This is a genomic window from Embleya sp. NPDC008237 (genome assembly GCF_042956465.1).
Classification (GTDB): Bacteria; Actinomycetota; Actinomycetes; order Streptomycetales; family Streptomycetaceae; genus Embleya.
In genome coordinates this window covers 124,800-148,225 of the sequence record NZ_JBIBGL010000008.1, presented here as the reverse complement: position 1 = coordinate 148,225, position 23,426 = coordinate 124,800, and the positions used below count along the sequence as shown (strand labels likewise).

The window sequence follows — 23,426 nt, the reverse complement described above, 5'->3', positions numbered from 1 at the left end:
TTAGGCAAGAATCCATGCCATGTCGTATGACAGCAGATCAGCGGAGGTTTCTGCGGCCATCGTTCCGCTCCTGACGCAATTCGCGGCGGTCGCGCGGGAGGAGCACATCACCCGGGCCGCGGCCGGTCTGGGCATCCCGCAGCCCACGCTCAGCCGCACGATGGCCCGACTGGAGGCGGACGTGGGCGTGCCGCTGCTGGCCCGCACCGGGCGCGGCGTGGCGCTCACCCGGCAGGGCCACACCCTGCTCGGCTACGTGGAACAGGCGCTCGCGCTGCTGGAGCGCGGCCTGGACGAGGTGATCGAGGACGTGGGCGGGGCGCGCGGCAAGGTCGCGTTCGGATTCCTGCACACGATGGGGCCCGAGGCGGTGCCCGGTCTGCTGCGTGCCTTTCGGGTGCACCACCCCGGCATCCGCTTCCAACTCGTCCAGGCCTCGGCCTCGGCGATGCTGGAGCGCATGCGGGCCGGCGAACTCGACCTGTGCCTGACCGCGCCGCTGCCGGACGCGCCGGACCTGGCCGTGCGCGCGCTCGACGATCAGCGGCTCTACCTGGTGGTGCCGGCCGATCACCGGCTCGCGCACCGCCGTCGGGTGCGGTTGGCCGAGGCGGCCGAGGACGTGTTCGTGTGCATGGAGCCGGGCTACGGGCTGCGCCGGATCACCGATGCGCTGTTCGCCGAGGCGGGGTTCGAGCCCAGGATCGCGTTCGAGGGCGAGGAGGCCGAGACGCTGCGCGGCCTGGTCGCGGCGGGCCTGGGCGTCGCGCTGCTGCCCGCTCCCGAGGTGCCCCGGCCGGGCACCGTGCACCTGGCCGTCACCGCGCCCCGGGCCTTTCGCACCATCGGGCTGGCCTGGGTGCCGGGCCGACCGGAGACCGCGCCCGTGCGCCTGTTCCGCGAGTTCGTGCTCGGCCGCCGCGGCAACCTCCTGCACCCGGACCGGCCGGAGGACTGAACCGACAACCTGCCATCGACCGCCCCCGCGCCCGCCGACGACGGAGCCCGGCCGCGCACCGCGCCCGCGCGCCCTCCCGCGTCGTAGTGCCGCGCCGCGCAAGGTAGTTCCTGCCCGTACGCCGCGCCGGGGGCCGGCTCCGGGACGGCGATCACGCCCCCGGCGTGCACGCACGGCCGAATCTTCGCGCCATCGGCAGATGATCTACGCGCGTAGGCGGTAAAGTCCTTTCATGTACAGCAGCCACCCGAACACGCCCGCTGCCTCGCCCACGGTCGAGCAGATCCGGCGCGCCCCCAAAGTCCTGCTCCACGACCACCTCGACGGTGGGCTGCGTCCCGCCACGATCATCGAACTCGCCGGGGCGGTCGGCTACGACCTCCTGCCCACCACCGACCCCGAAGCGCTCGGTACGTGGTTCCGCGAGGCCGCCGACTCCGGCTCGCTGGAGCGCTACCTGGAGACCTTCGACCACACCGTGGCGGTGATGCAGACCCGCGAGGGCCTGTTCCGCGTCGCCGCCGAATGCGCCGAGGACCTCGCCGCCGACGGCGTGGTCTACGCCGAGATCCGCTACGCGCCCGAGCAGCACCTGGCCGCCGGGCTGACCCTGGACCAGGTGGTCGAGGCGGTCGACGAGGGCTTCCGCGAGGGCGAGCGCCGCGCGGCCGAGGCGGGCAACCGGATCAGGGTCGGCGCGCTCCTCACCGCGATGCGGCACGCGGCCCGCTCGCTGGAGATCGCCGAACTCGCCAACCGGCACCGCGACCTGGGCGTGGTCGGCTTCGACATCGCCGGCGCCGAGGCGGGCTTCCCGCCCACGCGTCACCTGGACGCGTTCGAGTACCTCAAGCGGGAGAACAACCACTTCACCATCCACGCCGGCGAGGCGTTCGGCCTCCCGTCGATCTGGCAGGCGCTCCAGTGGTGCGGCGCGGACCGGCTCGGACACGGCGTGCGGATCATCGACGACATCACGATCAAGGACGACGGCGGCGTCGAACTCGGCCGGCTCGCGGCGTACGTGCGCGACAAGCGCATCCCGCTGGAGATGTGCCCGACCTCGAACCTGCAGACCGGTGCCGCCACGTCCTACGCCGATCACCCGATCGGCCTACTGCGCCGACTCTATTTTCGGGTGACCGTGAACACTGACAACCGTTTGATGAGCGGCACGTCGATGACGCGGGAGTTCGAGCACCTCGTCGAGGCGTTCGGCTACGGCCTGGACGACCTGCAGTGGTTCACCGTGAACGCGATGAAGAGCGCCTTCCTGCCCTTCGACGAGCGGCTCGCGATGATCAACGAGGTGATCAAGCCCGGCTACGCCGCGCTCAAGTCGGAATGGCTTTTCGGTCGGAACTGACCTTTCGTGGGTGCGCCCGGCGGAATCGGATCGATCCGGATCGCGGGCGCACCCCGAGCTCCTTCCGTGCGGGTGAACAGTCGGCCCTGACCCGAAGGGGGCGTTTTGCGTATTCCGCGTCCGGTTCGCTACGTTGCGGTCTCACTTCGTTACGGGGTGTGTCTCGCCCCGCCCGAATCGAGAACCCGAGGATGCACATGCGATCGGTAACGCGTAAGGCGGCCATCACGGCCGGACTCGGTGCGGCACTGGCAGCGGGAGCCGCGGGCTCCGCGAGCGCGACGCCGGTGACCGACCTGGTCGACGGGCTCGCCCCGACCGCCTCGACGACCCAGGCGGCCATGCCGGACGCCGCCGCGCCGTTCCCGGTGAGCCAGGTCGCCGACACGCTGCCCGTCGGCAAGGTGCTCACCCCGGGCCAGTCGCCGCTCGACAGCCTGGCCGTGAACGTGGCCGAGGGCACGGCCCACAGCATGGAGCAGAGCATGGGCGACATGGCGGAGAAGGGCGGCCAGGCCAAGGGCGGCCTGGGCTCGCCGCTCAGCGCGCTGCCCACCGACCAGCTGCCGACCGGCGAATCCTCGCCGCTGGGCGCGTCGCCGCTCGGGAACCTGCCGTTGGCGGGCCTGCCCCTCTAGGCCGTGTCTGCGGATCTTGGTGCGGCCGCGCCGCCCGGCACCGCACCTCGCCGCACCGGACAGCCGAATGGAACCACTATGCGGCTGCTTCTCCGGCACGCCGAGCCACGGCACCGGACGACGCGACCTCATCCACCAAGATCCACCGGACACAGCCTTGGCCGGTACGGCCCAGGCGTCCGCACCGGGTTCCGCCCCTGTCGCCGAGCCGGGTCGTCGGCGCGGAACCGGTCGGTCCTGCCGCGGTACGAGCCGTGTCCATCGCGTGTCGATCCTGCGCGAGGGCACGGCTTGGCCATGTCCCGGCTCCGTCGGCCCCGACGCCCGCCGGCCGGCCGAGCGTGGGCGCGCGACCTGCTACAGCGAGTCGTACATGTCCTTCGCCACGTCCCCCAGATAGGGCCCGGTCATGGTGCGCGACGTCGGCGAGGTCACCCCGAGCGAGACGTTGCTGACCAGGAAACTTCGCCCGTCCACCTCGGCGAACCAGCCTCCGCCGGAGGAGCCGCCGGTCATCGTGCAGCCCATCCACAACATGTCCGGCTGCGGCCAGCCGTCCTCGCGGAAGTCCGTGGTCGGCGACGAGCACGAGTAGAGCGTGGTGCCGTCGTAGGGCGTGTCGCCCGGGTAGCCGAACGACTGCACGCGCAGGTGTCGGGGCGCGTTCCAGTACACGTCCGCGCCCGGCCCCACCGCGTCCTCCAGCGTGCGACCGTTGCGCGAGTCGACGATGAAGGCGCCGTAGTCGAACGGCGACGCGCTCGCGTCCTTGCCGCCCGGATCGGCGTTCTGCGCCCACTGGTTGCTCACCGTGGTCCGCCGGGCCGGCCAGCGTCCGTACGGCTCGCGCTCCGCCGGCGTGCGACCCGCGCCGTTGTAGCCGGGCACGAACGTGACCCGGTCGTAGAAGCTCCCGTTCCGCCCCCCGTGCAGGCAGTGGCCCGCCGTCCAGACCATGTTTCCGCTGGAGTGGTGCACGACGGTGCCGCTGCACTCGGCGACGCCTTCCGGCATCCGGAAGAAGATCTTGCCCCGGATCGCCACGTCCGGCGCGGTGTACGGCGCGGACACCCGACGTGCCTGGATCGTCGGCGGTTGGCGGAAGTCCGCCTCGGGGCGCTGCTGCTCCTGCTCGGGCAGTTGCGGCTGCTCCTGGCCGGGGGAGATCTCGTTGCCCCGAGGCTTGGCCTCGTCCTGCCGGTTCTGGTCCCAGAACCCGCGGGTGTCCTCGACGTCGCGGTCGCTGTACTGCTTCGAGTTCATCGCCTGGGTGCGCCCGGCCTCGACCGCCAGGGTGCCGCTCAGCACCAGCCCGACCAGGGTCACCAGCACGCCGGCGAACACCGACATGGTGACGATGAGGTTCTTGTTGTGCGTGCTTCCCGGTTGCATGTCCCCGCCCCCCGACCGAGCGCACGGCCCGGAACTCCCCGGTCCCGCGAGACCACTCGATCGACCCGCCTACCCATCCGTTGATCGGATGATAGGCGTCGGGGCGGTCGGGCCGTGCCGGCTCCCCACCCGGATCAGTCCTGGGGCAGCAGGATCCACAGCGCGATGTACAGCAGGAATTGCGGGCCCGGCAGCAGGCAGGACAGCACGAACACCACTCGGACGGTGCCGACGGACCAGCCGTAGCGGCGGGCGATGCCGGCGCAGACGCCGGCGATCCGGCGGCCGTGACGCGGGCGACTGAGAGTCGCGGTGCTCATGGTCATGGCGGTTCCTCCTCGGTGCGACGGCACCGGATACGGCGTCGTCGTACTTCGAAGGTAGGCGGATCCCCGTCGGGATACATCCGCCCCAGGGCGCGACCGATCATCCGCCTTGGGGAGTAAGGGTCTTCCCGGAGGGGCGGGCCTGAGGCCAGTCCTTCTCGAACGCCGAGGGCGAGCCGCCGGGGCGGGTGCCCGGGCTCGGCGTGGCCGCGTTCTTGCGGCTGATGTCGAGATAGCTCTCGCACCGGTAGCTCTCCGGCGCGGTACGCCGGCCGGCGAGCAGCACCGTGTCCCCGCCGGACGCGCTCTGCAGCGTGCAGACCACCTGGCCGAGCGCGATCGTGGCCAGCGCCGACAGCGGCGCGTCCAGTCGGAACAGGGCGGGCGGGTCGCCCTCGCGCCGATCCGCGGCGGCCAGGCCGCCGGCGGGCAGCGCGGTGGTGTACCCGTCCAGCGCCTCGGCGTCGTTGGGGCCCAGGTGCAGCTCCTCCAGAAGCTGGTTGACCTGGTCGGTGCGCGCCTTGTCGGGGGCCGTCTCGCCGGGCCGCAGCAGCAGCCGGCCGCCCCGGGGCAGCGCCTGCAGCCGGTTGTCCTTCACCAGATACACGATGTGCCGCTCCGAACCGGGCAGGTGACTCTGCGCGGACGGCGCCGTGCGGTTGGCCGGTTTCCCGGCCCCCACCGGTCCCTCGGTCGGCCGGATCCCGCACGACGTGAGCGCGGCGAGCACGCCCGTCGTCGCGAAAACCGCGATCGGAAGCCGCCGCCGAGGTCTCAACGCCTGCCTCCTCGCTCGTCTTGCCTGTCGGAGTGGATGGCGCCCGAGCCGTCGAGCTCCGGCTCGACCTGCCCGGCAGGTCCGGCGTGCTCGGCGAATTCGGCGTTCTCCGCGTCGAGGTCGGCGTGTACGCCGTCGTCCTCGACCCCCTCGTCCGGGTCGATTATCTCTTCGAGCTCGGGCGGCACCAACGGCAGGCGCAGGGTGAACTTGGCGCCGCCGCCGGGCATGTTCGAGGCGAACGCGGTACCGCCGTGGATGCGGGCGTTCTCCATCACGATGGACAGGCCCAGGCCGCTGCCCTCGGAGCGGGCCCGCGAGCTGTCCGCCTTGTAGAAACGGTCGAACACGTGCGGCAGCACGTCCTCGGGGATACCGGGACCGGTGTCGGAGACCTCGATCACCAGGTCTTCCTCGCCCGGAGCGGCGAGCATGCCGGGTATCGCCGCGCGCGGCTCGTGGTGGATCTCGACGGTCACCGGCGAGCCGCCGTGCCGCAGCGCGTTGCCGACCAGATTGGAGACCATGACGTCCAGTCTGCGCGGGTCCACCTTGGCCAGGATGCCCCGGGGGGCCCGCAGGTCCACCGCGTCCATCCAGGCGCGGGCGTCCAGGCACGCGGTGACCAGGTCGGTGATGTCCACCTCGTCGGCCACCAGCGCCGCGGTGCCCGCGTCGAACCGGGACACCTCCATCAGGTCCTCGACCAGGGTGGCCAGCCGCTCGATCTCGGCGACCACCAGCCGCGCGGCGGGCGCGCCCTGCTCGCCGAGGCTGTCTGCCTCCTCCTCGAGCAGTTCGCTGACCGCGGTCATCGCCGCCAGCGGGGTGCGCAGCTCGTGCGAGACGTCCGCGACGAACCGGCGCGAGGAAGACTCCAGCGCGCGCAACTCGGCGACGCTGCGCTCCAGCTTCTCCGCCGCGTCGTTGAAGGTACGGGACAGGTCGGCGAGTTCGTCCGAGCCGCGCACGTCCAGCCGGGTGTCCAGCCGCCCCGCGCCCAGTTCGCGTGCGGCGAAGCCGAGTCGGCGCACCGGGCGCAGGATGTGCCGCGCGGCGAACAGCGCGACCACCGCCGCCGCGCCGAGCGCGAGCAGGGTGCCCACGATCAGGTAGCGGGCCAGCGAATTGAGGTCGGCCTGCTCGTCCTTGAGCGACTTGAACATGTAGCCGGTGGGCCCGTTGGGCACCACCCGGGTGCCACCGACGAGGTAGGGCTGCCCGTCGATGTCGATCCGCTGGAAGTACATGTGGAAGCCGCCGTTGTTGTCGGCGGTCTGCACCATGCGCTGCAGCTTCGCGGGCACCCGTTCCAGCGGGAACCGGGTCGGGTTGGAGGCGACCGGACGGCCGTCCGCGCCGACCAGGACCACGGAGTAGCCGAAGCTGCTTTCCCGCATCTGATCGACGGCGGGCCCCAGGTCGGCCTGGTCCGGCTTCTCCGGCAGGTTCGCCGAGACCCGACCGAGGTTGTCCCGGAACTCGGTGAGCACCGAGTCCTGCGCGCGCTCCAGAACGGCGGTACGGGTCAGCCAGTAGGCGATCCCGGACGCGGCGACCGCGGAGATCAGCGCGACCAGCGCGAAGGCGACGAGCACCCGAAACCGCAACGAGCGCAGCTTCAGGGTCGGGGCGATCCGGCGGACGATGCGGCGTACCAGCGGCGGCCGGCCCGTCACTGGGGCGGGTCGAGGCGGTAACCGACGCCCCGGACGGTGCGGATCAGTGTCGGAGCGGACGGAGTCTGCTCCACCTTGGCGCGCAGGCGCTGGACGCATGCGTCCACCAGTCGCGAGTCGCCGAGGTAGTCGTGTTCCCACACCAGGCGCAACAACTGCTGCCGGGACAGCGCCTGGCCGGGGCGCCGGCTCAGCTCGACCAGGAGCCGCAACTCGGTCGGAGTGAGCTGGAGTTCCTCGCCGGCCTTGGTCACCGTCATCGCGTTGCGATCGACCACCAGGTCGCCGAACACCGACGCGTCGGACACCTCGCGCTCGCCGCGGCGCAGCACCGCGCGGATCCGGGCGTCCAGCACGCGCGGCTGGACCGGCTTGACCACGTAGTCGTCGGCGCCGGACTCCAGCCCGACCACCACGTCGATGTCGTCGTTGCGCGCGGTGAGCAGGATGATCGGCAGCGAGTCGGTGCGGCGGATGCGGCGGCACACCTCGAACCCGTCGATGCCCGGCAGCATCACGTCGAGCACGATCAGGTCGGGGCGCTGCTCGCGCCACCGCTCCAGGCCGGCTTCACCGGTGGCGGCGGTGACCACGCGATGGCCCTGGCGCCCCAGGGCGAGTTCGAGTCCGGTTCGCACGGACTCGTCATCCTCGATAAGCAGCAGGTAGGGCACGCAGGCCATTGTGTCTGACGTCACGGCTGGGAAGAACATCGGGCGGCCCCTTCCGGTTCGCCGTCCGAGGCCGCTGTTGCATACCTGTGACAGCTCGCCGACCTGACGATGAAGCCCGCCCAGCAGGCTGTACATCGTGAACGAGCGCCGAACCGGGGGAGAAGTCATGCAGTCCCAGACGCAGTCGCAGGGCATCCGCAAGGACAACCGCCGTACCGTCGTCGCCCTCGCCCCGTTGAACGGCCACGCGCGTAGCGTTCCGTGCACGGACAGTGTCGACGACGAATTCACCGCGTACGTCCGGGAGCGCCGGTCGGCCCTGTTCGCCACCGCGTACCACCTCACCGGCGACCGCAACGAGGCCGAAGACCTGTTGCAGAGCGCGCTGATGAGCACGTACCAGGCGTGGGGTCGGATCCAGGACAAGGCCGCACTGGGTGGTTACCTGCGCCGCACGATGACCAACCTGCACATATCGGCCTGGCGCCGGCGTCGGATCAACGAGTACCCCTCGGAGGAACTGCCCGAGCGTCCGGACGGTTCGGACTCGATGGGCGACACCGAGCTGCGCGCGGTGTTGTGGCGGGCGCTGGCCAAGCTGCCCGAGCCGCAGCGCACCATGCTGGTGCTGCGCTACTACGAGGGTCGTACCGACCCCGAGGTGGCCGAGGTGCTCGGTTGCAGCGTCGGCACGGTCAAGTCGAGCATCTGGCGCGCGCTGCGCCGGCTGCGCGAGGACGACGCGCTGAGCTTCGGTGCCGACGAGGCGTTCGCCGAACTCGTCGCCTGACCCGTGCCGTACGTGCTCGTCCGTCCGCCTTCTCGTGGCGTTCCGGGGCCGGCTTCGTGCCGCCGGTTTCCGCTGTGCAGTTGTGGCGATCGATGGTGATGTGTCCCGGCCGGTGTGTCTCATCGGCAGGGACGGCGGATGGGGCTGTGACGGTTCCGTCGAATTCGGAGCGGATTCGGGACATCGGCGCACGGGGCGCCGAATTGCGCTTGCCGTAGCCGAGTGGCTACGTTGCGTGGTCAATCCTCTGGTCGACAGGGAAGGGCCACCGTTATGTCCTCCGTTCTTCGCACCGTGCTCGCCGCCACGTCCCTCGGCGCCGCCGCCACGTTCGGCATCGCCGGCACGGCCGCCGCCGCGCCCGCCGCGCCCGACGGGATCTCCCGTACCGATGTACCCGCCGCCGGCCGGGGTGCCGCCGCGGCGACCGCAGCCGTGCTCGGCGTCGTGGAGCGCACGCAACTCAACCCGATGAACGGCGGCGGTCTGAACCCGCTGTCCAACAGCGTCGGTACCGAGGTCGGCGACGCGCCGGTCGGCACCGACCTGGTCACCGGCGACGTCGCCGACGGGATGACCGTGCAGGACGCCCTCGATCGGCTCTGAGTCGCCCGCCCACCGCGCCGGCCGCGACGCCGCCCCTGCCGCGGCGCCCGGGCCCGTCTACCCTGAGCCGCGAACGTGGCCACGGGGAGGCAGTCGGATGCGGCAGGAAACGGATCGTTTGCGGGAGCCGGCGGCATGGGCGCTGGTCGGCTTTCTGGCATTGCAACTCGCGGTCGACGCGCTGCGCGTCGTGTTCGGCGTGGGGTCGGGGGTGCACGGCTTCCGGGCCCGGGCCTACGGCGGTCAGTCCGCACTGCTCGACGTGCTCACGCCGGTGCTGCTCGCGGGCGCGGTGCTGCTGGTGACCCATGCGGGGCGACCCACGCCGAGGGCCCGGGTGATCACCCGGGCCGCGCTGGGGGTGCTCGCCGTGCAGGGGATCGCGGGGGTCGCCGTGGCGCTGGGCGGCCTCGCCTACGACGGCGGCGGGTTCGCCGACATCCCGGCCGGGGCCCGGGTCGAACAAAGTGCGGTCAACGTCGGCGTGTTGGTCCTGTTCGCGCTGTGCGCGTACTTCCTGATCGTGGTCCTGGGCGCACCGAGCCCGCCGACGGTCACGCGCGGCAAGTCGCTGCCGCATCAGGAATGGCCCACATACGGGCGCGATGCCACGGCCGCGGGTCGTCCGGTCGCGGCGTCCGGACCCCACCCCGCGCACGACCACACCGGGACGCAAGCCGCAGTGCCGTACGCGCCCGGCACCGCCGAGCACACCGTGCCGACCGGCGCGGGCGGCCCGCAGGCGGGTGGCCATCAGGGGACCGGTGGGCCCGCCCCCACCCCTGCCCCCGCGCCCGCTTCCGCGCCGTCGCCGGCCGCCGCGCCCGACCCGCGCACCGCCGCTCCCGCTCCCGCGGCGGGCACCGCGACCGGCCCGACGAACACCCCGATGCCCGGCGCCGGCGTACCGCCTCGGCCGACCGCGCCACCGCCGGCGCAGACCTACGGGGGGACCCGGCCGTGACCGCCGAGGTCGAGGCGCAGCCGGCGGAGGAGATTCCGCCGCCGCCTCGGCTGTGGCGCTTGCGGCGCCGGGCGCGCACGGTCGGCCGCAGTGTGGTCGGCCTGGTCTTCGCGGGCGCGGTGCTGGTCACCGGCGCCCGGCTGCTCGTGTTCGACGCGATGTGGCCGGTTGCGATCGTGACCGTTTTCGCGCCCTACGCGGCGGCCGCCTCGGTGCTCGTGCTGCTCGGTGCGGCGCTGTTGCGGATGCGTTTGACCCTGCTCGTCGCGCTGGGCCTGGTGGTCGTGCACACCGTGTGGATGTTGCCGCGGCTGAGCGCCGCCGACGGTCCCGCGCCCGGCGGGGTGCGGTTGCGGGTGATGACCGCCAACGCCTACTTCGGCAAGGCGGATCCGGTCCGGATCACCGAATTGGTGCGGCGCGAGCGGGTGGACGTGTTGGCCGTGGAGGAGTTGACGCCGGAACTGGCGACCGGCCTGGAGCAGGCCGGCCTCTCCCGGGAACTCCCGTACACGACCGGTCACGCCGAACCCGGCGCCGCCGGGCTGGCCGTCTACGCCCGCCGGCCGCCGACCGAGGAGCGGTTGTTGCCGGAACGGACCACGATGCCGATGCCCGGCGCCACCGTGGAGGTGGACGGGCGCCGGGTCCGGATCCAGGGCGTGCACACCATCCCGCCGATGCGCGGGCAGGCCGGCCGGTGGGCACACGACATGGACGCACTGCGCCGCGAGGCGGAGCGGCGCACGCTGCCGGTGATCTTCCTCGGCGACTTCAACGCGACCTCGGACAACGCCTCGTTCCGCGCGCTCACCGGCGCCGGGTTGCGGGACGCGCACGAGGAGCGCGGCCGGGTCCTGGTGCGCACCTGGCCGATGGCGTACTTCCACGGCCTGCCCGCGCTGTTCGGGATCGACCACGTCCTGGTGGCCGGTGGGATCGACGTGGTCTCGGTGTCCGAACACCGTGTGCCGCACACCGATCACGCCGCGGTGATCGCCGAACTGTCGCTGCGCTGACCACCCGTCAAGATCCCGTCAGGAACGCCCTCACCTGCGTCGATGCCGCGTCAAGAGGCCCGAGACGGCCGCCGTGCGCGGCTAGCGTCGAGATCCGCAAGGCAGTTCGCCCCGGCGACTGCACTCAGGCAACTCCGAGGATCTGATCGCATGTCCGCTCTGTTCGCGCTCTTCGCCGTCGTCGTGATCGCCCGCGTCCTGGCCACCTGGAAGCTCTCCATCCGGCGGGCCGCCGACTCGACGGGCCCGGCGACCGGGACCGGCACGGCGCCCGGGACCCGCGCCGACCGTGCGCTCGCGGCCTGATCGGATCGCGGACCTGCTCGGGTGGTGCCACCACGTGTCGCCGGCCCGTCACCCACGCGGGTGACGGGCCGGCGACACGTCGTGGTGAATCGCACACGCGGTCCGGGGCGATCAGTATCCGGTCGGGTGCCAGACCGTCCGGATCTCGGTGAACGCCAGCATCCGACCCGTTCCCGGGTCCGCCGACCAGTCCGGCTCCCTGGCCTCGGGGCGCAACACCCGCTTGAGGTTGTCCGCCGCGGCGATCTCCAGGTCGCGCGCCGACGCGACGCCCGCGTCCGGCGCCACGCCGGTCAGGTCGATTGCGTTGACGTCCTGGTGGGATGCGAGCGTCGGGGCGATCTCGGCCGGGTGGCCGGTCAGGATGTTGATCACGCCGCCCGGCAGGTCGGACACCGCGAGCACCTCGGCGAAGGACAACGCGGGCAGCGCCGAGGCGCCGGCCGCGAGCACGACGGCGGTGTTGCCGGTGGCGATCACCGGCGCGACCGCACTCGTCAGGCCCAGCAGCGACGAACGCTGCGAGGCGATCACCGCGACCACGCCGGTGGGTTCGGGCGTCGACCAGTTCGCGAACGGACCCGCGACCGGGTTGGCGCCGCCCGCCACCTGGGCGAGCTTGTCGGTCCATCCGGCGTACCAGACCCAGCGATCCACCGCCGCGTCCACGGCCGCGAGTGCCTTGCCGCGATTGATCCCCTCGGCCGCGGCGACCTCGGTCGCGAACTGCTCGCGCCGGCCCTCCAGCATCTCGGCGATCCGGTACAGGATCTGGCCCCGGTTGTAGGCGGTGGCGCCCGACCAGCCCGGGAACGCCTTGCGCGCCGCGACGACCGCGTCCCGGGCGTCCTTGCGACTCCCGCGCGGCGCGTTCGCCAGGGTCCGGCCCTTGCTGTCGGTCACCGCGTACACCCGCCCGCTCTCGGACCGGGGGAACTTGCCCCCGACGTACAGCTTGTAGGTCTTCAACACCTCAAGGCGCTCAGACATCGAGGTAGGCCTCCAGCCCGTGGCGGCCACCCTCGCGGCCGAAGCCCGACTCCTTGAACCCGCCGAACGGCGAGGCCGGGTCGAACTTGTTGAACGTGTTGGTCCACACGACGCCGGCCCGCAGCCGCTGCGCGGTCCACAGGGCCTTGGCGCCCTTCTCCGTCCACACTCCGGCGGACAGGCCGTACGCGGTGTTGTTCGCCTTCTCCACCGCCTCGGCGGGGGTGCGGAAGGTCTGTACGGTCAGCACCGGGCCGAAGATCTCGTCCCGGGCGATCCGGTGGGCCTGGGTGACGCCGGTGAACACCGTCGGCGGGAACCAGAAGCCCTTGCCGGGCAGCTCGCCGGCCGGCGACCAGCGCTCGGCGCCCTCGGCCTCGCCCGCCTCGACCAGTTCCCGGATCCGGGAGAGCTGGGCGGCCGAGTTGATCGCGCCGACGTCGGTGTTCTTGTCCAGCGGGTCGCCCACGCGCAGCGTCTTGATCCGCCGGGTCAGGCTCGCCAGCAACTCGTCGGCCACGGACTCCTGCACGAGCAGACGCGAGCCGGCGCAGCACACCTGGCCGCCGTTGAAGAAGATGCCCTCGACGATGCCGTCCACGGCGGAGTCGATCGCGGCGTCGTCGTAGACGATGTTCGCGGCCTTGCCGCCGAGTTCGAGGGTGACCCGCTTGCGGGTGCCCGCGATGGCGCGGGCGATCTCCTTGCCCACGGCGGTCGAGCCGGTGAACGCGACCTTGTCCACGTCCGGATGCGCGATCAGCGCACGACCGGTCTCGCCGGCGCCGGTGACGATGTTGAGCACACCGTCCGGCAGCCCGGCCTCGACGCAGATCTCGGCGAACCGCAGCGCGGTCAGCGGGGTGGTCTCGGCCGGCTTGAGCACCACGGTGTTGCCGCCCGCGAGGGCCGGCGCCACCTTCCAGGCCAGCATCAGCAGCGGGAAGTTCCACGGAATGACCTGACCGGCCACGCCGATCGGCTTCGGGGCCGGACCGAACCCGGCGTGGGCCAGCTTGTCCGCCCACCCCGCGTAGTGGAAGAAGTGCGCCGCGACCAGCGGGATGTCCACGTCGCGCGACTCACGGATCGGTTTGCCGTTGTCGATCGACTCCAGCACCGCGAGCTCGCGCCCGTGCTCCTGGATCAGCCGGGCGATCCGGAACAGGTACTTGGCCCGCTCCGCGCCGGGCAGCGCCGACCACGACTTGAACGCCTTGCGCGCGGCCTTGACCGCACGGTCCACGTCCGCCTCGCCGCCGACCGCGACCTCGGCCAGCACCTCCTCGGTGGCCGGGTTCACGGTCTTGAGCCGGCCGCCGTCCGCCGCGTCGGTGAACTTTCCGTCGATGAACAGCCCGTACGCCGGGGCGATGTCGACGATCGCGCGCGACTCGGGCGCGGGCGCGTACTCGAATGGGTTGCCCATGGGTGTCAGTCCACCGTCACGTAGTCGGGGCCGGAGTAGCGGCCCGTGGCCAGCTTCTGGCGCTGCATCAGGAGGTCGTTGAGCAGGCTGGAGGCGCCGAGCCGGAACCAGTCCGGGTCCAGCCAGTCCGCGCCGACCGTCTCGTTGACCAGCACGAGGTACTTCATCGCGTCCTTGGTGGTGCGGATCCCGCCGGCCGGCTTGACGCCGACCTGACGACCCGTGGCCTCGCGGAAGTCGCGGACCGCCTGGAGCATGACCAGGGTCACCGGCAGTGTCGCGTTGACCGCGACCTTGCCCGTGGAGGTCTTGATGAAGTCGGCACCCGCGAGCATCGCGAGCCACGACGCGCGGCGCACGTTGTCGTACGTCGACAGTTCACCGGTCTCCAGGATCACCTTGAGGTGGGCACTCCCGCCGCCGGCGGCGGCGCTGCGCGCACAGGCGGCCTTGACCGCGACGATCTCGTCGAAGACGGCCCGGTAGCGCCCGGAGAGGAACGCGCCCCGGTCGATCACCATGTCGATCTCGTCGGCGCCGGCGGCGACCGCATAGGCGACATCGGCCAGTTTGACGTCCAGCGAGGCGCGCCCGGACGGGAACGCGGTCGCGACGGCGGCGACGTGCACGCCGGAGTCGCCGAGCGCGGCCTTGGCCTCGGCGACCAGGTCGCCGTAGACGCAGATCGCGGCGGGCCGGGGCGCGTCCGGGGCGCCCGGGTCCGGGTGCTGCGCCTTGGCGCACAGGGCCCGGACCTTGCCCGGGGTATCGGCACCTTCCAAGGTGGTCAGGTCGATCATCCTGATGGCGAGGTCGATCGCGGCGACCTTGGCATCGGTTTTGATCGAGCGTGTCGCGAGCATTGCTGCCCGCGCTTCGGTACCGACCCTGTCGACGCCGGGAAGACCGTGCAGAAAGCGTCGAAGGGCCGCTTCGGACGAGGTGACCTCGGCCGGGTCGGCGAGAATTGCAGACGGCATGCTCACAAGACGAGCATATCTACTCGCGTAGCGTCGGGCCCAGTGGTCCGGTCGAGCCAAACCCGAGCGGTGCCGTGCGGCACAATCACCGGTCATGAGCAGCGACGAGGACATCACCACGTATCGCTCCCGGCCGGCGATGGCCGTCGGGGTGCTTCTGATCGCCGTCGGGATCTGGATGGTGATCGACACGCTGATCCGCGGAGAAGGTCGGACCAAATGGCTGGCCGTCGCCGTCGTGATCTTCTTCGCGATCCTGGTGGTCGCGCTCACGCTGCGCTCGGCCGTGCTGGTCGGGCCTGATCGGCTGGTGATCCGCAACCCGTTCCGCACCATCGTGGTGCCGTGGGCCGCGGTGGAGCGGGTCCGGGCCGAATACTCGATCGAGGTGCGCGCGGACGAGAAGTCGTTCCACATCTGGGCCATCCCGGTCTCGCTGCGCGAACGCAAGCGGGCACTGCGGCAACAGGGCCGCACGGCGGCGGAGGACCCGTACGGCCACGGCGTCCACGACCTGCCCCAACTCTCCCGCGCCGACCAGGTCGTGGACGACCTGCGCGGGATGAGCGAGCAGTTCGCCAAGAAGTCCACCGGCCCGGTCCAGGTCCACTGGTCCCCGGAAATCCTCGGCGGATTGGCCCTCTCCGGAGCGGCCTCCCTGCTCCTGGGCCTGCTCTAGAACGCCCGCAGACCAAACGCCGACCCGGCCGACCTCCGGGCCGGCGCTTCCGTTCGAGATCCCCCGAGCGGGAGATCGGGCCTGATCCGGCCGCAGGCCGAACGCCGGCGGGGCTGAAATCAGCCCGGCCGGTTCAGCGCGCGCCCCGCCGCACCACCCGCAGGACGCTGTACAGCACGATCAGCGCGCCGCTCACCGCGAGTGCGGCGACCGTGACGTGGCCGCCCCACGGGCCGCCGATGTCGGGTCCACCCCACGCGGCGATGTCCTGCGCGGAGGAGTGGAAGAGCGTGTCGGCGGAGCCGGAGAGCAGCGGGTAGGCCACGCCGAACGCGAGCACCGGCAGGACCAGCACGCCGCCGAGGAAGGTCGCGAGCGCCGGGATCGAGCGCCCGGCCTTCGCCCACTGCCAGATGTGCCGCAGGCGAGCGCGCAGGGGAGTGTTCCGGACGGGGAAGTGGGTCAGGGTGCTCATGGCGTTCTTTCGGAGCCGAGGGTCGACTGGACGCTTCCACGATCCGCCGGCGGACCCGTTCCACACATCCGTCCGGAGGGCCACGTCGACCCCGTACGCAGGTACCACCGACCGCCGAAACGGACCCTCCGGAGGGTGAGACGACGGTGGGGTGGCGTGGCCGATCGGCCACACCACCCCACTCGTTCGCCGGTCCGCGTCGACCGCGGCGCGCTACACGCCGGGCGTCACATGCCCAGCGTCGCGGCCAGATCCCGCTTCAGCCGCTCCAGCGCCGCGTGGCCCGCCGCGCGGGCGGCGTCGATGCCGACCTCGGCGATCCGCTTCGGGTCGACCACGATCTCCAGGTAGGCCTTGAGCTTGGGTTCGGTCCCGGACGGCCGCACCACGACCCGGCCCGCGAGCAGGTCCGCGCCGTCGCCGGCCAGCGTGTAGCGCAGGCCGTCGGTGGGCGGCAGGCCGTCGGGCGCCGGGTGCAGCAGGTCCTCGGCGGTTGCCACGGCCAGGTCGCCGAGGGTCTTCGGGGTCCGCTCGCGCAGCCCCCGCATGGCGTTCGCGATCAGTTCGAGGCGGTCCACCCGCACCGAATACTGGTCGGTCGCGTACAGCCCGTACCGACCCGCGATGTCGTCCAGCAGGCCGGGCAGCGTACGGCCGTCCCGCTTGGCACCGGCCGCGAGTTCGGCCAGCATCAGCGCGGCGGTGACACCGTCCTTGTCGCACACCCCGGCCGGGTCCACGCAGTAGCCCAGCGCCTCCTCGAACGCGAAGGCCAGGTTCGGCACCCGGGCGAGCCACTTGAAGCCGGTCAAAGTCTCCGTGTAGGCGATGCCGTGCGCCGCCGCGATCGATCCCAGCAGCGAGGAGGACACGATCGTGGTGGCCAGCACGCCGTCGGTGCCCCGGCGGGCCACCTCGGCGCCGAGCAGCGCGCCGACCTCGTCGCCGCGCAACATCCGCCACCCGCCCGCGACGGCCGGATCCGGCACCGCGACCGCACACCGGTCGGCGTCCGGGTCGTTGGCGATCACCACGTCCGCGTCCTCGGCGAGTGCCGTGCGAAACGCGAGGTCCATCGCCCCGGGCTCCTCCGGGTTGGGGAACGCCACGGTCGGGAAGTCGGGGTCCGGGTCCGCCTGTTCGGGGACCGGTCGGACGTCCGCGAAGCCCGCGCGGTCGAATGCGCCGAGCATCACGGTGGTGCCCACGCCGTGCATCGCGGTGTGCACGATCCGCACGTCGCGCGGCCCGGCCGGGTCGACGACGGTCAGGGCGCGGTCGAGATAGGAGTCGATCAGCGCCTCGCCGAGCGTCTCCCAGCCGTCCTCGGCCATCGGCACGTCCGCGAGCGAGCGGACCGCCGCGATGTGCCCGGCGATCTCCGCGTCGGCGGGCGGCACGATCTGCGACCCGTCGTCGAGGTAGACCTTGTAGCCGTTGTCGCGCGGCGGGTTGTGGCTCGCGGTGACCATCACCCCCGCGACGCAGCCCAGGTGCCGGATCGCGAAGGCGAGCACCGGCGTGGGCAACGGCCGGGGCAGCAGCAGTGCGTGCAGCCCGGCCGCCTCCATGACGGCGGCGGTGTCCCGGGCGAACACGTCGGACTTGTGCCGCGCGTCGAACCCGATCACCACCGCGTTGCGCGTCGCGGCGGGTGCCGCCGTGTCGGTGACGTACGCGGTCTTGAGGTACGCGGCCAGGCCCGCTGCCGCGCGGATCACCACCGCGCGGTTCATCCGGTTGGGTCCCGCCCCCAACTCGCCGCGCAGCCCCGCGGTACCGAACTGGAGCAGCCCGGCGAAACGATCCGCGAGGCCCTCCCGGTCGTCCGCTTCGAGCAACGCTTCGAGTTCGGCCCGGGTGTCCGGGTCCGGGTCCTCGGCCAACCAGGCACGCGCGATCTCGATGACGTCGCTCAACAAGGACTCCTCGGTACGGAAGGGATCGGAGGCGGGACGGCCTGCGCACGCTCAGATGCGCGGCAGGACCTGGGTCAGCAGTCGGCCCATGCGCTCGGCGGACGCGCGTCCGGCGGCCAGGACCTCTTCGTGGTTGAGCGGCTCGCCGGTCATGCCCGCGGCGAGGTTGGTGACCAGCGAGATGCCCAGGATCTCGGCGCCGGCCTCGCGCGCGGCGATGGCCTCGATGGTCGTGGACATGCCGACGAGGTGCCCGCCGATCGCGCGGACCATGCCGATCTCGGCCGGGGTCTCGTAGTGCGGGCCGGGGAATTGCACGTATACGCCCTCTTCGAGGTCGGGCTCGACCTCGCGGCACAACGCGCGTAGCCGCGGCGAATAAAGGTCGGTCAGGTCGACGAAGTTGGCCCCGACGATGGGCGACGCGGCGGTGAGGTTGATGTGGTCGCTGATCAGCACCGGCTGACCGGGCACGAAGGACGGCCGCAGGCCGCCGCAACCGTTGGTCAGCACGACGGCCTTGCAGCCGGCCGCGACCGCGGTGCGCACGCCGTGTGCGACGGACGCGACGCCGTGCCCCTCGTAGAGGTGGGTGCGGCCGAGGAAGACCAGCGCGCGGCGGTCGCCGATGACCAGGGAGCGGACCGTGCCCGCGTGGCCCTCGACGGCGGGCGGCGGGAAGCCGGGCAGCTCGGTGACCGGGAACTCGTGCTCCGGGTCGCCCAGCATGTCGGCGGCGGGCACCCAGCCAGAGCCCATGACGAGCGCGATGTCGTGCGTGGCGGCACCGGTGAGCCGCTGAAGGCTTTCGGCGGCCTCGGCGGCGGCCGTGTACGGGTCGTGGCTATCCAATACGTTCACATCGATGAGCGTAAATGCTGCACCTGAGAACGGCGCGGGCGGGGTCTATGCGCGTAGAAGACTGTGATACGACCGCAATGACAGCGGGGGACGACTGGTATGGATAAGTAGCTGTATGTCCGCTTGGTCGACATGCTGCACCGACCGCGGATGCGGACGCGTCGATGGTCACCCGACCCCGGCCGACGGCGGGAGCCGGGTGGCGGAGCGGAGCGGCGGGTCGGGGCCCGGCGCGCCGAATGGGCGGGCGATCCGGGTCCCCGGCGACGGCGGGGCCGGCCGGATGGGGCCGGCCCTACGGCCTACGAACAGGGGCGGTTGCGGAGTTCCTTGACGTAGTCGTCGGGGGCGCCGGCGGACTCGGCCGACTCGGCGACCATGCCGAGGTAGCGCGCCGAGGGCAGGCCGCCCTCGTAGTCGTTGAGCACGTACAGCCACGCCAACTGCTCGCCGAACAGGGACTCCACCCGGACCCGGACCTTGCGGTACAGGCCGAGCGGCATGCCCTCCCAGCGGTCGAGGTCGGGCTCGTCCATCTCGGCCAGGTCGTACAGCGCGACGAATACCTGGGACAACTCGTCCTCGACGACCGTGGCCAGCGATCCGTCCCAACCCAACTGCTCGCCGCCGAAGGTCAGCCGCCAGCCGGGCAGCCAACCGGTGTGGCGCAGAGGGGAGTGTGGGGCACGCCGAGCCATCTGCCGCGCGTCGAGGTTGCTTGCGTACGCGGCGTAGAGGGGCATGGCCGCAGCCTACGCGACGCGCGGGCATGGGAGAGAATGACACCCGTGACTCGGATTGTGATCGTAGGCGGAGGACCCGGCGGGTACGAGGCGGCTTTGGTCGCGGCACAGCTCGGAGCCGAGGTGACGGTGGTAGAGCGCGAAGGTGTGGGTGGTGCGGCTGTACTGACGGACTGTGTCCCGTCCAAGACCCTGATCGCCACGGCCGAGGTCATGACGAACTTCGCCGACTCGCACCACGAGCTCGGCATCTACGTCGACGACGGTACGCCCGGCACGCTGGATCGCCCGATCGTGGGCGTGGACCTGGGCGTGGTCAACCGGCGTGTGCTGCAACTGGCCAAGGCCCAGTCCAACGACATCGGGCAGAGCGTCACGCGCGCCGGCGTTCGGGTGCTGCGCGGCACCGCCCGCCTCGACGGGCCGCGCCGTGTGGTGGCCGACCTGGCCGACGGCACCGAGCGCACGCTGGATGCGGACGCGATCCTGATCTCCACCGGGGCCCACCCCCGGGAGATCCCGGGCGCGGAGCCGGACGGCGAGCGGATCCTGAACTGGAAGCAGATGTACGGCCTGTCCGAGCTGCCGCGCGAGCTGATCGTGGTCGGCTCCGGCGTCACCGGCGCCGAGTTCGCCGGGGCGTACCAGGCGCTCGGCTCGAAGGTGACGCTGGTCTCCAGCCGTGACCGGGTGCTGCCGGGCGAGGACCCGGATGCGGCCGAGGTGCTCGAAGGAGTGTTCCGTCGGCGTGGCATGCGGGTGATGTCGCGCTCGCGGGCGGAGAGCGTCAAGCGGGACGGGGACAGCGTCATCGTCACGCTGACCGACGGTCAGATCATCGAGGGCAGCCACTGCCTGGTCGCCGTCGGCGCGATCCCGAACACCGCGGGCATCGGTCTGGAGGAGGCGGGCGTCTTCCTCAAGGACACCGGACACGTGCGGGTGGACCGGGTCTCGCGCACCACCGCGAACGGGGTGTACTCGGCGGGCGACTGCACCGGCGTGTTCGCGCTCGCGTCGGTCGCGGCGATGCAGGGCCGGATCGCGATGTACCACATGCTCGGCGACGCGGTGGCCCCGCTGAACCTCAAGGCCGTGTCCTCGAACGTGTTCACCGATCCCGAGATCGCCACGGTGGGATATACCCAGGCAGCGATCGACGCGGGCGAGATCGACGCTCGCGGTGTGAAGTTGCCGCTGTCGCGCAACCCACGCGCGAAGATGCAGGGCATTCACGACGGGTTCGTGAAGCTGTTCTGCCGTCCCGGTACCGGGATCGTGGTCGGCGGTGTGATCGTGGCCCCGCGCGCGAGCGAGTTGATCCACACCGTCGCACTCGCCGTGGACCTGCACTTGACGGTCGACCAGATCGCCAGCGGATTCACCGTCTACCCCTCGCTTTCCGGCTCGATCGCGGAAGCCGCCCGGCAATTGCACCGGCGCGAGCGTTCCTGACCGGCCGGCCCCGGACGAATCGGCCGGGTCGCTCCCGGAGGGCGGGCGATCCCGGCGAGACGATCCCGGCGAGACGATCGCGTCGTGATCGATACCGCCGTGCCGATGTGCCACGTGCCGCTGTCCGATGTCGCCGTGACGAGCACGTCGAGCGGGTGGCGCCGTGACGATCGCGCCCGGTCGGCCCCGTCGCGCGGTCCCGCCCCGGGGTGCCCCCGCCTGCGAGAGCAATGCGGCCGCACGATCAATACGGCTTCAAGATCATTCCGCCGGGGGTGGTGGCCTCCGGCGTGCGAGGGGCGCGCGGAATTCGGATTCCGCGCTCCCGGGGACTCCACTTACGGGTGGCTTTTCTCGAACATCCGCTGTGCTCCCGGGCCGCCGCGCATACTCGAATCGGACCGGGTGTGATCGCCGCCTCGCGGTGTGTTCCGCATCCGTCGAGCCCGGCTGACGCGGAATCAAAATCGGTGCACAGCAGCGGTATCCGGCTCCGGGTGAGCAGCGTTATGGTTGGCCCTTCCGAACGCTGCGGCTTCGCTGCGCCCGGAAACCGAAGCGGTCTTATCACTTTGATGAACAAGTTCGGGTAAGAGTCGCAAGCGGCTGATAAGAGCCGGTCGTTCGCGTTACCTTCGTCACGTGTTCGCAGCAGAGCGTCGTCAACTGATTCTTGAAATGGTGCGGGCCAACGGAGCGGTGTCCCTGAGGGAACTCGCCCGGGTGGTCCAGACGTCCGAGGTGACGGTTCGGCGGGACGTGCGGGCCCTGGAAGCCGAAGGGCTGCTCGACCGTCGGCACGGTGGAGCGGTGCTGCCCGGTGGGCTGTCCCGTGAGCCGAGCTATTCGCAGAAGACCCACCTCGCGGCGGCGGAGAAGGCGGCCATGGCCGACCTCGCGGTCTCCCTCGTCGACGAGGGGGATGCGATCGTCGTGGGCGCCGGCACCACCACGCAGGAGCTGGCCCGCAGGCTGGCCCGGATCCCGGGCCTGACCGTGGTCACCAACTCCCTCCTCGTCGCGCAGGTCCTCGCCCACGCCAATCGGGTCGAGGTCGTGATGACCGGCGGCACGCTGCGCGGGTCGTCCTACGCGTTGGTCGGCAGCGGAGCCGAGCAGGCCCTGGCGGGTCTGCGCGTGCGCCGCGCGTTCGTGTCCGGCAACGGGCTGACCGCCGAGCGTGGCCTGTCCACCCCCAACATGCTGTCCGCGAGTGTGGACCGCGCCCTGATCCAGGCCGCCCACGAGGTCGTCGTCATGGTCGACCACACCAAGATCGGTGTGGACACCATGTTCCAGACGGTGGCCCCCGAGCGCATCACCCACCTCGTCACCGACGAGGACGCTCCCGGCCCGGAGAGCGAGGCCCTGGCCGAACTGGGCGCACAGGTGCACATCGCCCCCCTCCCGCAGCGGGCCGTTCCCGGCGCCCGCGCGGAATTCAACGGGGAGCGGATGCGGGACATGCGCGTCCCGGGGGTGATGCCCGACCAGTGATCACGTGCGACCGATCAGGGATCACCCGCCGCCTGCCCGGCGCCCCCCGGGCAACGCGCTTCGCACGTGTTCGACCAGGTCGCCGCCGAAGGCCCCGAACCCCGTCGCCGACCACACGCTTCGATCCGCCGGGACCTCGTAGTAGGCCAGGTACGCGCCGTCCGCCACCCGCTGGGTGAGCACGTCCGCCATGGTGCGCTCGCTCGCGGCGAGCATGCACGCGTGGCACGCGGGTACGGACAGTCGGGTCCGGCCGCGGATCGCCCACTGCAGCCGACCGATCACGGTCCCGTGCAGCGGGTTGAGCAGGCAGACCGACACGCGGAACGGGTCGTCGTCCGCGTCCTCCTCCTCGCGCGCGTCTTCCGACAGCGCTCGTTCGGCTCGATGCGCGGCCACCTCCAATGCCCGGACACCGTGTCGGACCAGCACCAGCACCCCCGCGAGATCGGGGAGATCGTCGGCATCGCGCCATACCCACGCCGCGGCCTCACACGCATCCAGAGCCCGAAGTTGCGCCGCGAGCGCGGGCGGATGCGTCGCCGGTACGAGTGCCTGGGTCCGCGCCGCGAGATCCGCGAGCCGGGCGCCGGCCTCGGCGCGCAACGCCGTGACCGACTCGGCCCGAGCCCGTTCGTACAACGCGGTCGGAATCGTGAACATCGCCGCTCCGCCGCGCTCGGCGGGTAAGGCCGCCTCGGCGGACGAGGTCGCACGTCGACGACTCGACCACCGCATACCCGTGGCGGCCCCGGTGCCGCCGGCCGCGAGTGCCGTGGCGATCGTGATCCAGGCTTCCACGCCGCCCCCTTCGGCCCGGTCCGCGCTACGCGAACGCCCCCGCGCGAGAATCCTCGGCGGGGGCGGTCGTTGTTTCCTCGGGCTGCGATCGATCCCGATCG

24 protein-coding genes are annotated in these 23,426 nt (G+C 71.8%); 11 read left to right on the top strand and 13 right to left on the bottom strand.

Annotation, left to right across the window (positions count from 1 at the left end; genetic code table 11):
- The first annotated feature begins 19 nt into the window (after positions 1–19).
- The 3 genes from ACFZBU_RS21750 to ACFZBU_RS21740 all read left to right on the top strand — a co-directional run bounded on the left by ACFZBU_RS21750 (position 20) and on the right by ACFZBU_RS21740 (position 2,962).
- Entirely contained in the window at positions 20–958 is a 939-nt protein-coding gene (locus ACFZBU_RS21750; protein WP_391585276.1) for a LysR substrate-binding domain-containing protein, read from the top strand.
- 232 nt (positions 959–1,190) lie between these two features.
- Positions 1,191–2,324, top strand: a complete 1,134-nt coding sequence (locus ACFZBU_RS21745; RefSeq protein WP_391585275.1) for an adenosine deaminase — start codon at positions 1,191–1,193, stop codon at positions 2,322–2,324.
- A 197-nt stretch (positions 2,325–2,521) separates the two neighbouring features.
- On the top strand, positions 2,522–2,962 hold the full coding sequence (locus ACFZBU_RS21740) for a hypothetical protein (RefSeq protein ID WP_391585274.1): 441 nt from the start codon (positions 2,522–2,524) through the stop codon (positions 2,960–2,962).
- A gap of 357 nt (positions 2,963–3,319) precedes the next feature.
- On the opposite strand, the gene ACFZBU_RS21735 is transcribed toward ACFZBU_RS21740, so the two are convergent.
- The 5 genes from ACFZBU_RS21735 to ACFZBU_RS21715 all read right to left on the bottom strand — a co-directional run bounded on the left by ACFZBU_RS21735 (position 3,320) and on the right by ACFZBU_RS21715 (position 7,811).
- Positions 3,320–4,354, bottom strand: a complete 1,035-nt coding sequence (locus tag ACFZBU_RS21735) for a trypsin-like serine peptidase (protein ID WP_391585273.1) — start codon at positions 4,352–4,354, stop codon at positions 3,320–3,322.
- 134 nt (positions 4,355–4,488) lie between these two features.
- Positions 4,489–4,680 (bottom strand): PspC domain-containing protein, encoded by a 192-nt coding sequence (locus ACFZBU_RS21730; RefSeq protein WP_391585272.1) that lies wholly within the window; start codon positions 4,678–4,680, stop codon positions 4,489–4,491.
- 100 nt (positions 4,681–4,780) lie between these two features.
- Positions 4,781–5,458 (bottom strand): hypothetical protein, encoded by a 678-nt coding sequence (locus ACFZBU_RS21725; RefSeq protein WP_391585271.1) that lies wholly within the window; start codon positions 5,456–5,458, stop codon positions 4,781–4,783.
- A complete protein-coding gene (locus tag ACFZBU_RS21720) occupies positions 5,455–7,137 on the bottom strand; it encodes an ATP-binding protein (RefSeq protein ID WP_391585270.1) in 1,683 nt (560 codons plus the stop codon). The genes ACFZBU_RS21725 and ACFZBU_RS21720 overlap by 4 nt, the downstream gene beginning before the upstream one ends.
- The gene (locus ACFZBU_RS21715) at positions 7,134–7,811 is read right to left on the bottom strand and encodes a response regulator transcription factor (RefSeq protein ID WP_174861367.1); all 678 of its coding nucleotides are present in this window, start codon (positions 7,809–7,811) and stop codon (positions 7,134–7,136) included. The genes ACFZBU_RS21720 and ACFZBU_RS21715 overlap by 4 nt, the downstream gene beginning before the upstream one ends.
- 166 nt (positions 7,812–7,977) lie before the next feature.
- Between ACFZBU_RS21715 and ACFZBU_RS21710 the strand changes: the two genes are divergently transcribed.
- The 5 genes from ACFZBU_RS21710 (at position 7,978) to ACFZBU_RS21690 (ending at position 11,496) form a co-directional block, all read left to right on the top strand.
- Complete coding sequence (locus tag ACFZBU_RS21710) at positions 7,978–8,601, top strand: SigE family RNA polymerase sigma factor (RefSeq protein ID WP_391585269.1); 624 nt, start codon at positions 7,978–7,980, stop codon at positions 8,599–8,601.
- A gap of 273 nt (positions 8,602–8,874) precedes the next feature.
- On the top strand, positions 8,875–9,207 hold the full coding sequence (locus tag ACFZBU_RS21705) for a hypothetical protein (protein WP_391585268.1): 333 nt from the start codon (positions 8,875–8,877) through the stop codon (positions 9,205–9,207).
- Positions 9,208–9,304: 97 nt separating this feature from the next.
- Positions 9,305–10,171 carry a hypothetical protein gene (locus ACFZBU_RS21700; RefSeq protein ID WP_391585267.1) on the top strand — a complete coding sequence of 289 codons (867 nt, stop codon included), beginning with the start codon at positions 9,305–9,307 and terminating at the stop codon, positions 10,169–10,171.
- The gene (locus ACFZBU_RS21695; protein WP_391585266.1) at positions 10,168–11,190 is read left to right on the top strand and encodes an endonuclease/exonuclease/phosphatase family protein; all 1,023 of its coding nucleotides are present in this window, start codon (positions 10,168–10,170) and stop codon (positions 11,188–11,190) included. The genes ACFZBU_RS21700 and ACFZBU_RS21695 overlap by 4 nt, the downstream gene beginning before the upstream one ends.
- A gap of 150 nt (positions 11,191–11,340) precedes the next feature.
- Positions 11,341–11,496 (top strand): hypothetical protein, encoded by a 156-nt coding sequence (locus tag ACFZBU_RS21690; protein ID WP_391585265.1) that lies wholly within the window; start codon positions 11,341–11,343, stop codon positions 11,494–11,496.
- A gap of 111 nt (positions 11,497–11,607) precedes the next feature.
- Here ACFZBU_RS21690 and ACFZBU_RS21685 read toward each other — a convergent pair whose 3' ends face one another.
- Genes ACFZBU_RS21685 through deoC form a run of 3 tightly spaced genes read right to left on the bottom strand, consistent with a single transcriptional unit; the run spans position 11,608 to position 14,895 of the window.
- Positions 11,608–12,486: an aldehyde dehydrogenase family protein gene (locus ACFZBU_RS21685; RefSeq protein ID WP_391585264.1), complete on the bottom strand. Its 879-nt coding sequence runs from the start codon at positions 12,484–12,486 to the stop codon at positions 11,608–11,610.
- On the bottom strand, positions 12,479–13,915 hold the full coding sequence (locus ACFZBU_RS21680) for an aldehyde dehydrogenase family protein (protein WP_391585263.1): 1,437 nt from the start codon (positions 13,913–13,915) through the stop codon (positions 12,479–12,481). Before ACFZBU_RS21680 ends, ACFZBU_RS21685 begins: the two co-directional genes overlap by 8 nt.
- A 5-nt stretch (positions 13,916–13,920) precedes the next feature.
- Positions 13,921–14,895: a deoxyribose-phosphate aldolase gene (gene deoC / locus ACFZBU_RS21675; RefSeq protein WP_391585262.1), complete on the bottom strand. Its 975-nt coding sequence runs from the start codon at positions 14,893–14,895 to the stop codon at positions 13,921–13,923.
- A 94-nt stretch (positions 14,896–14,989) separates the two neighbouring features.
- Here deoC and ACFZBU_RS21670 point away from each other — a divergent pair, with 94 nt between their 5' ends.
- Positions 14,990–15,574: a PH domain-containing protein gene (locus ACFZBU_RS21670; RefSeq protein ID WP_391585261.1), complete on the top strand. Its 585-nt coding sequence runs from the start codon at positions 14,990–14,992 to the stop codon at positions 15,572–15,574.
- A 133-nt stretch (positions 15,575–15,707) separates the two neighbouring features.
- Here ACFZBU_RS21670 and ACFZBU_RS21665 read toward each other — a convergent pair whose 3' ends face one another.
- From ACFZBU_RS21665 to ACFZBU_RS21650, 4 genes are all read right to left on the bottom strand, one after another.
- Positions 15,708–16,049 (bottom strand): hypothetical protein, encoded by a 342-nt coding sequence (locus tag ACFZBU_RS21665; protein WP_391585260.1) that lies wholly within the window; start codon positions 16,047–16,049, stop codon positions 15,708–15,710.
- 227 nt (positions 16,050–16,276) lie between these two features.
- Entirely contained in the window at positions 16,277–17,971 is a 1,695-nt protein-coding gene (locus tag ACFZBU_RS21660) for a phospho-sugar mutase (RefSeq protein WP_391585259.1), read from the bottom strand.
- Between the two features lie 48 nt (positions 17,972–18,019).
- The gene (locus tag ACFZBU_RS21655) at positions 18,020–18,829 is read right to left on the bottom strand and encodes a purine-nucleoside phosphorylase (protein ID WP_391585258.1); all 810 of its coding nucleotides are present in this window, start codon (positions 18,827–18,829) and stop codon (positions 18,020–18,022) included.
- A 302-nt stretch (positions 18,830–19,131) separates the two neighbouring features.
- Positions 19,132–19,572 (bottom strand): gamma-glutamylcyclotransferase, encoded by a 441-nt coding sequence (locus tag ACFZBU_RS21650; RefSeq protein WP_020552649.1) that lies wholly within the window; start codon positions 19,570–19,572, stop codon positions 19,132–19,134.
- A gap of 36 nt (positions 19,573–19,608) precedes the next feature.
- On the opposite strand from ACFZBU_RS21650, the gene ACFZBU_RS21645 reads away from it, so the two are divergent.
- Complete coding sequence (locus ACFZBU_RS21645) at positions 19,609–21,027, top strand: NAD(P)H-quinone dehydrogenase (protein WP_391585257.1); 1,419 nt, start codon at positions 19,609–19,611, stop codon at positions 21,025–21,027.
- A gap of 678 nt (positions 21,028–21,705) precedes the next feature.
- Positions 21,706–22,524, top strand: coding sequence for a DeoR/GlpR family DNA-binding transcription regulator (locus ACFZBU_RS21640; protein ID WP_020552647.1), 819 nt, complete (start codon positions 21,706–21,708; stop codon positions 22,522–22,524).
- A 21-nt stretch (positions 22,525–22,545) separates the two neighbouring features.
- On the opposite strand, the gene ACFZBU_RS21635 is transcribed toward ACFZBU_RS21640, so the two are convergent.
- Entirely contained in the window at positions 22,546–23,187 is a 642-nt protein-coding gene (locus ACFZBU_RS21635; RefSeq protein WP_391585256.1) for a hypothetical protein, read from the bottom strand.
- Between the last annotated feature and the right edge of the window lie 239 nt (positions 23,188–23,426).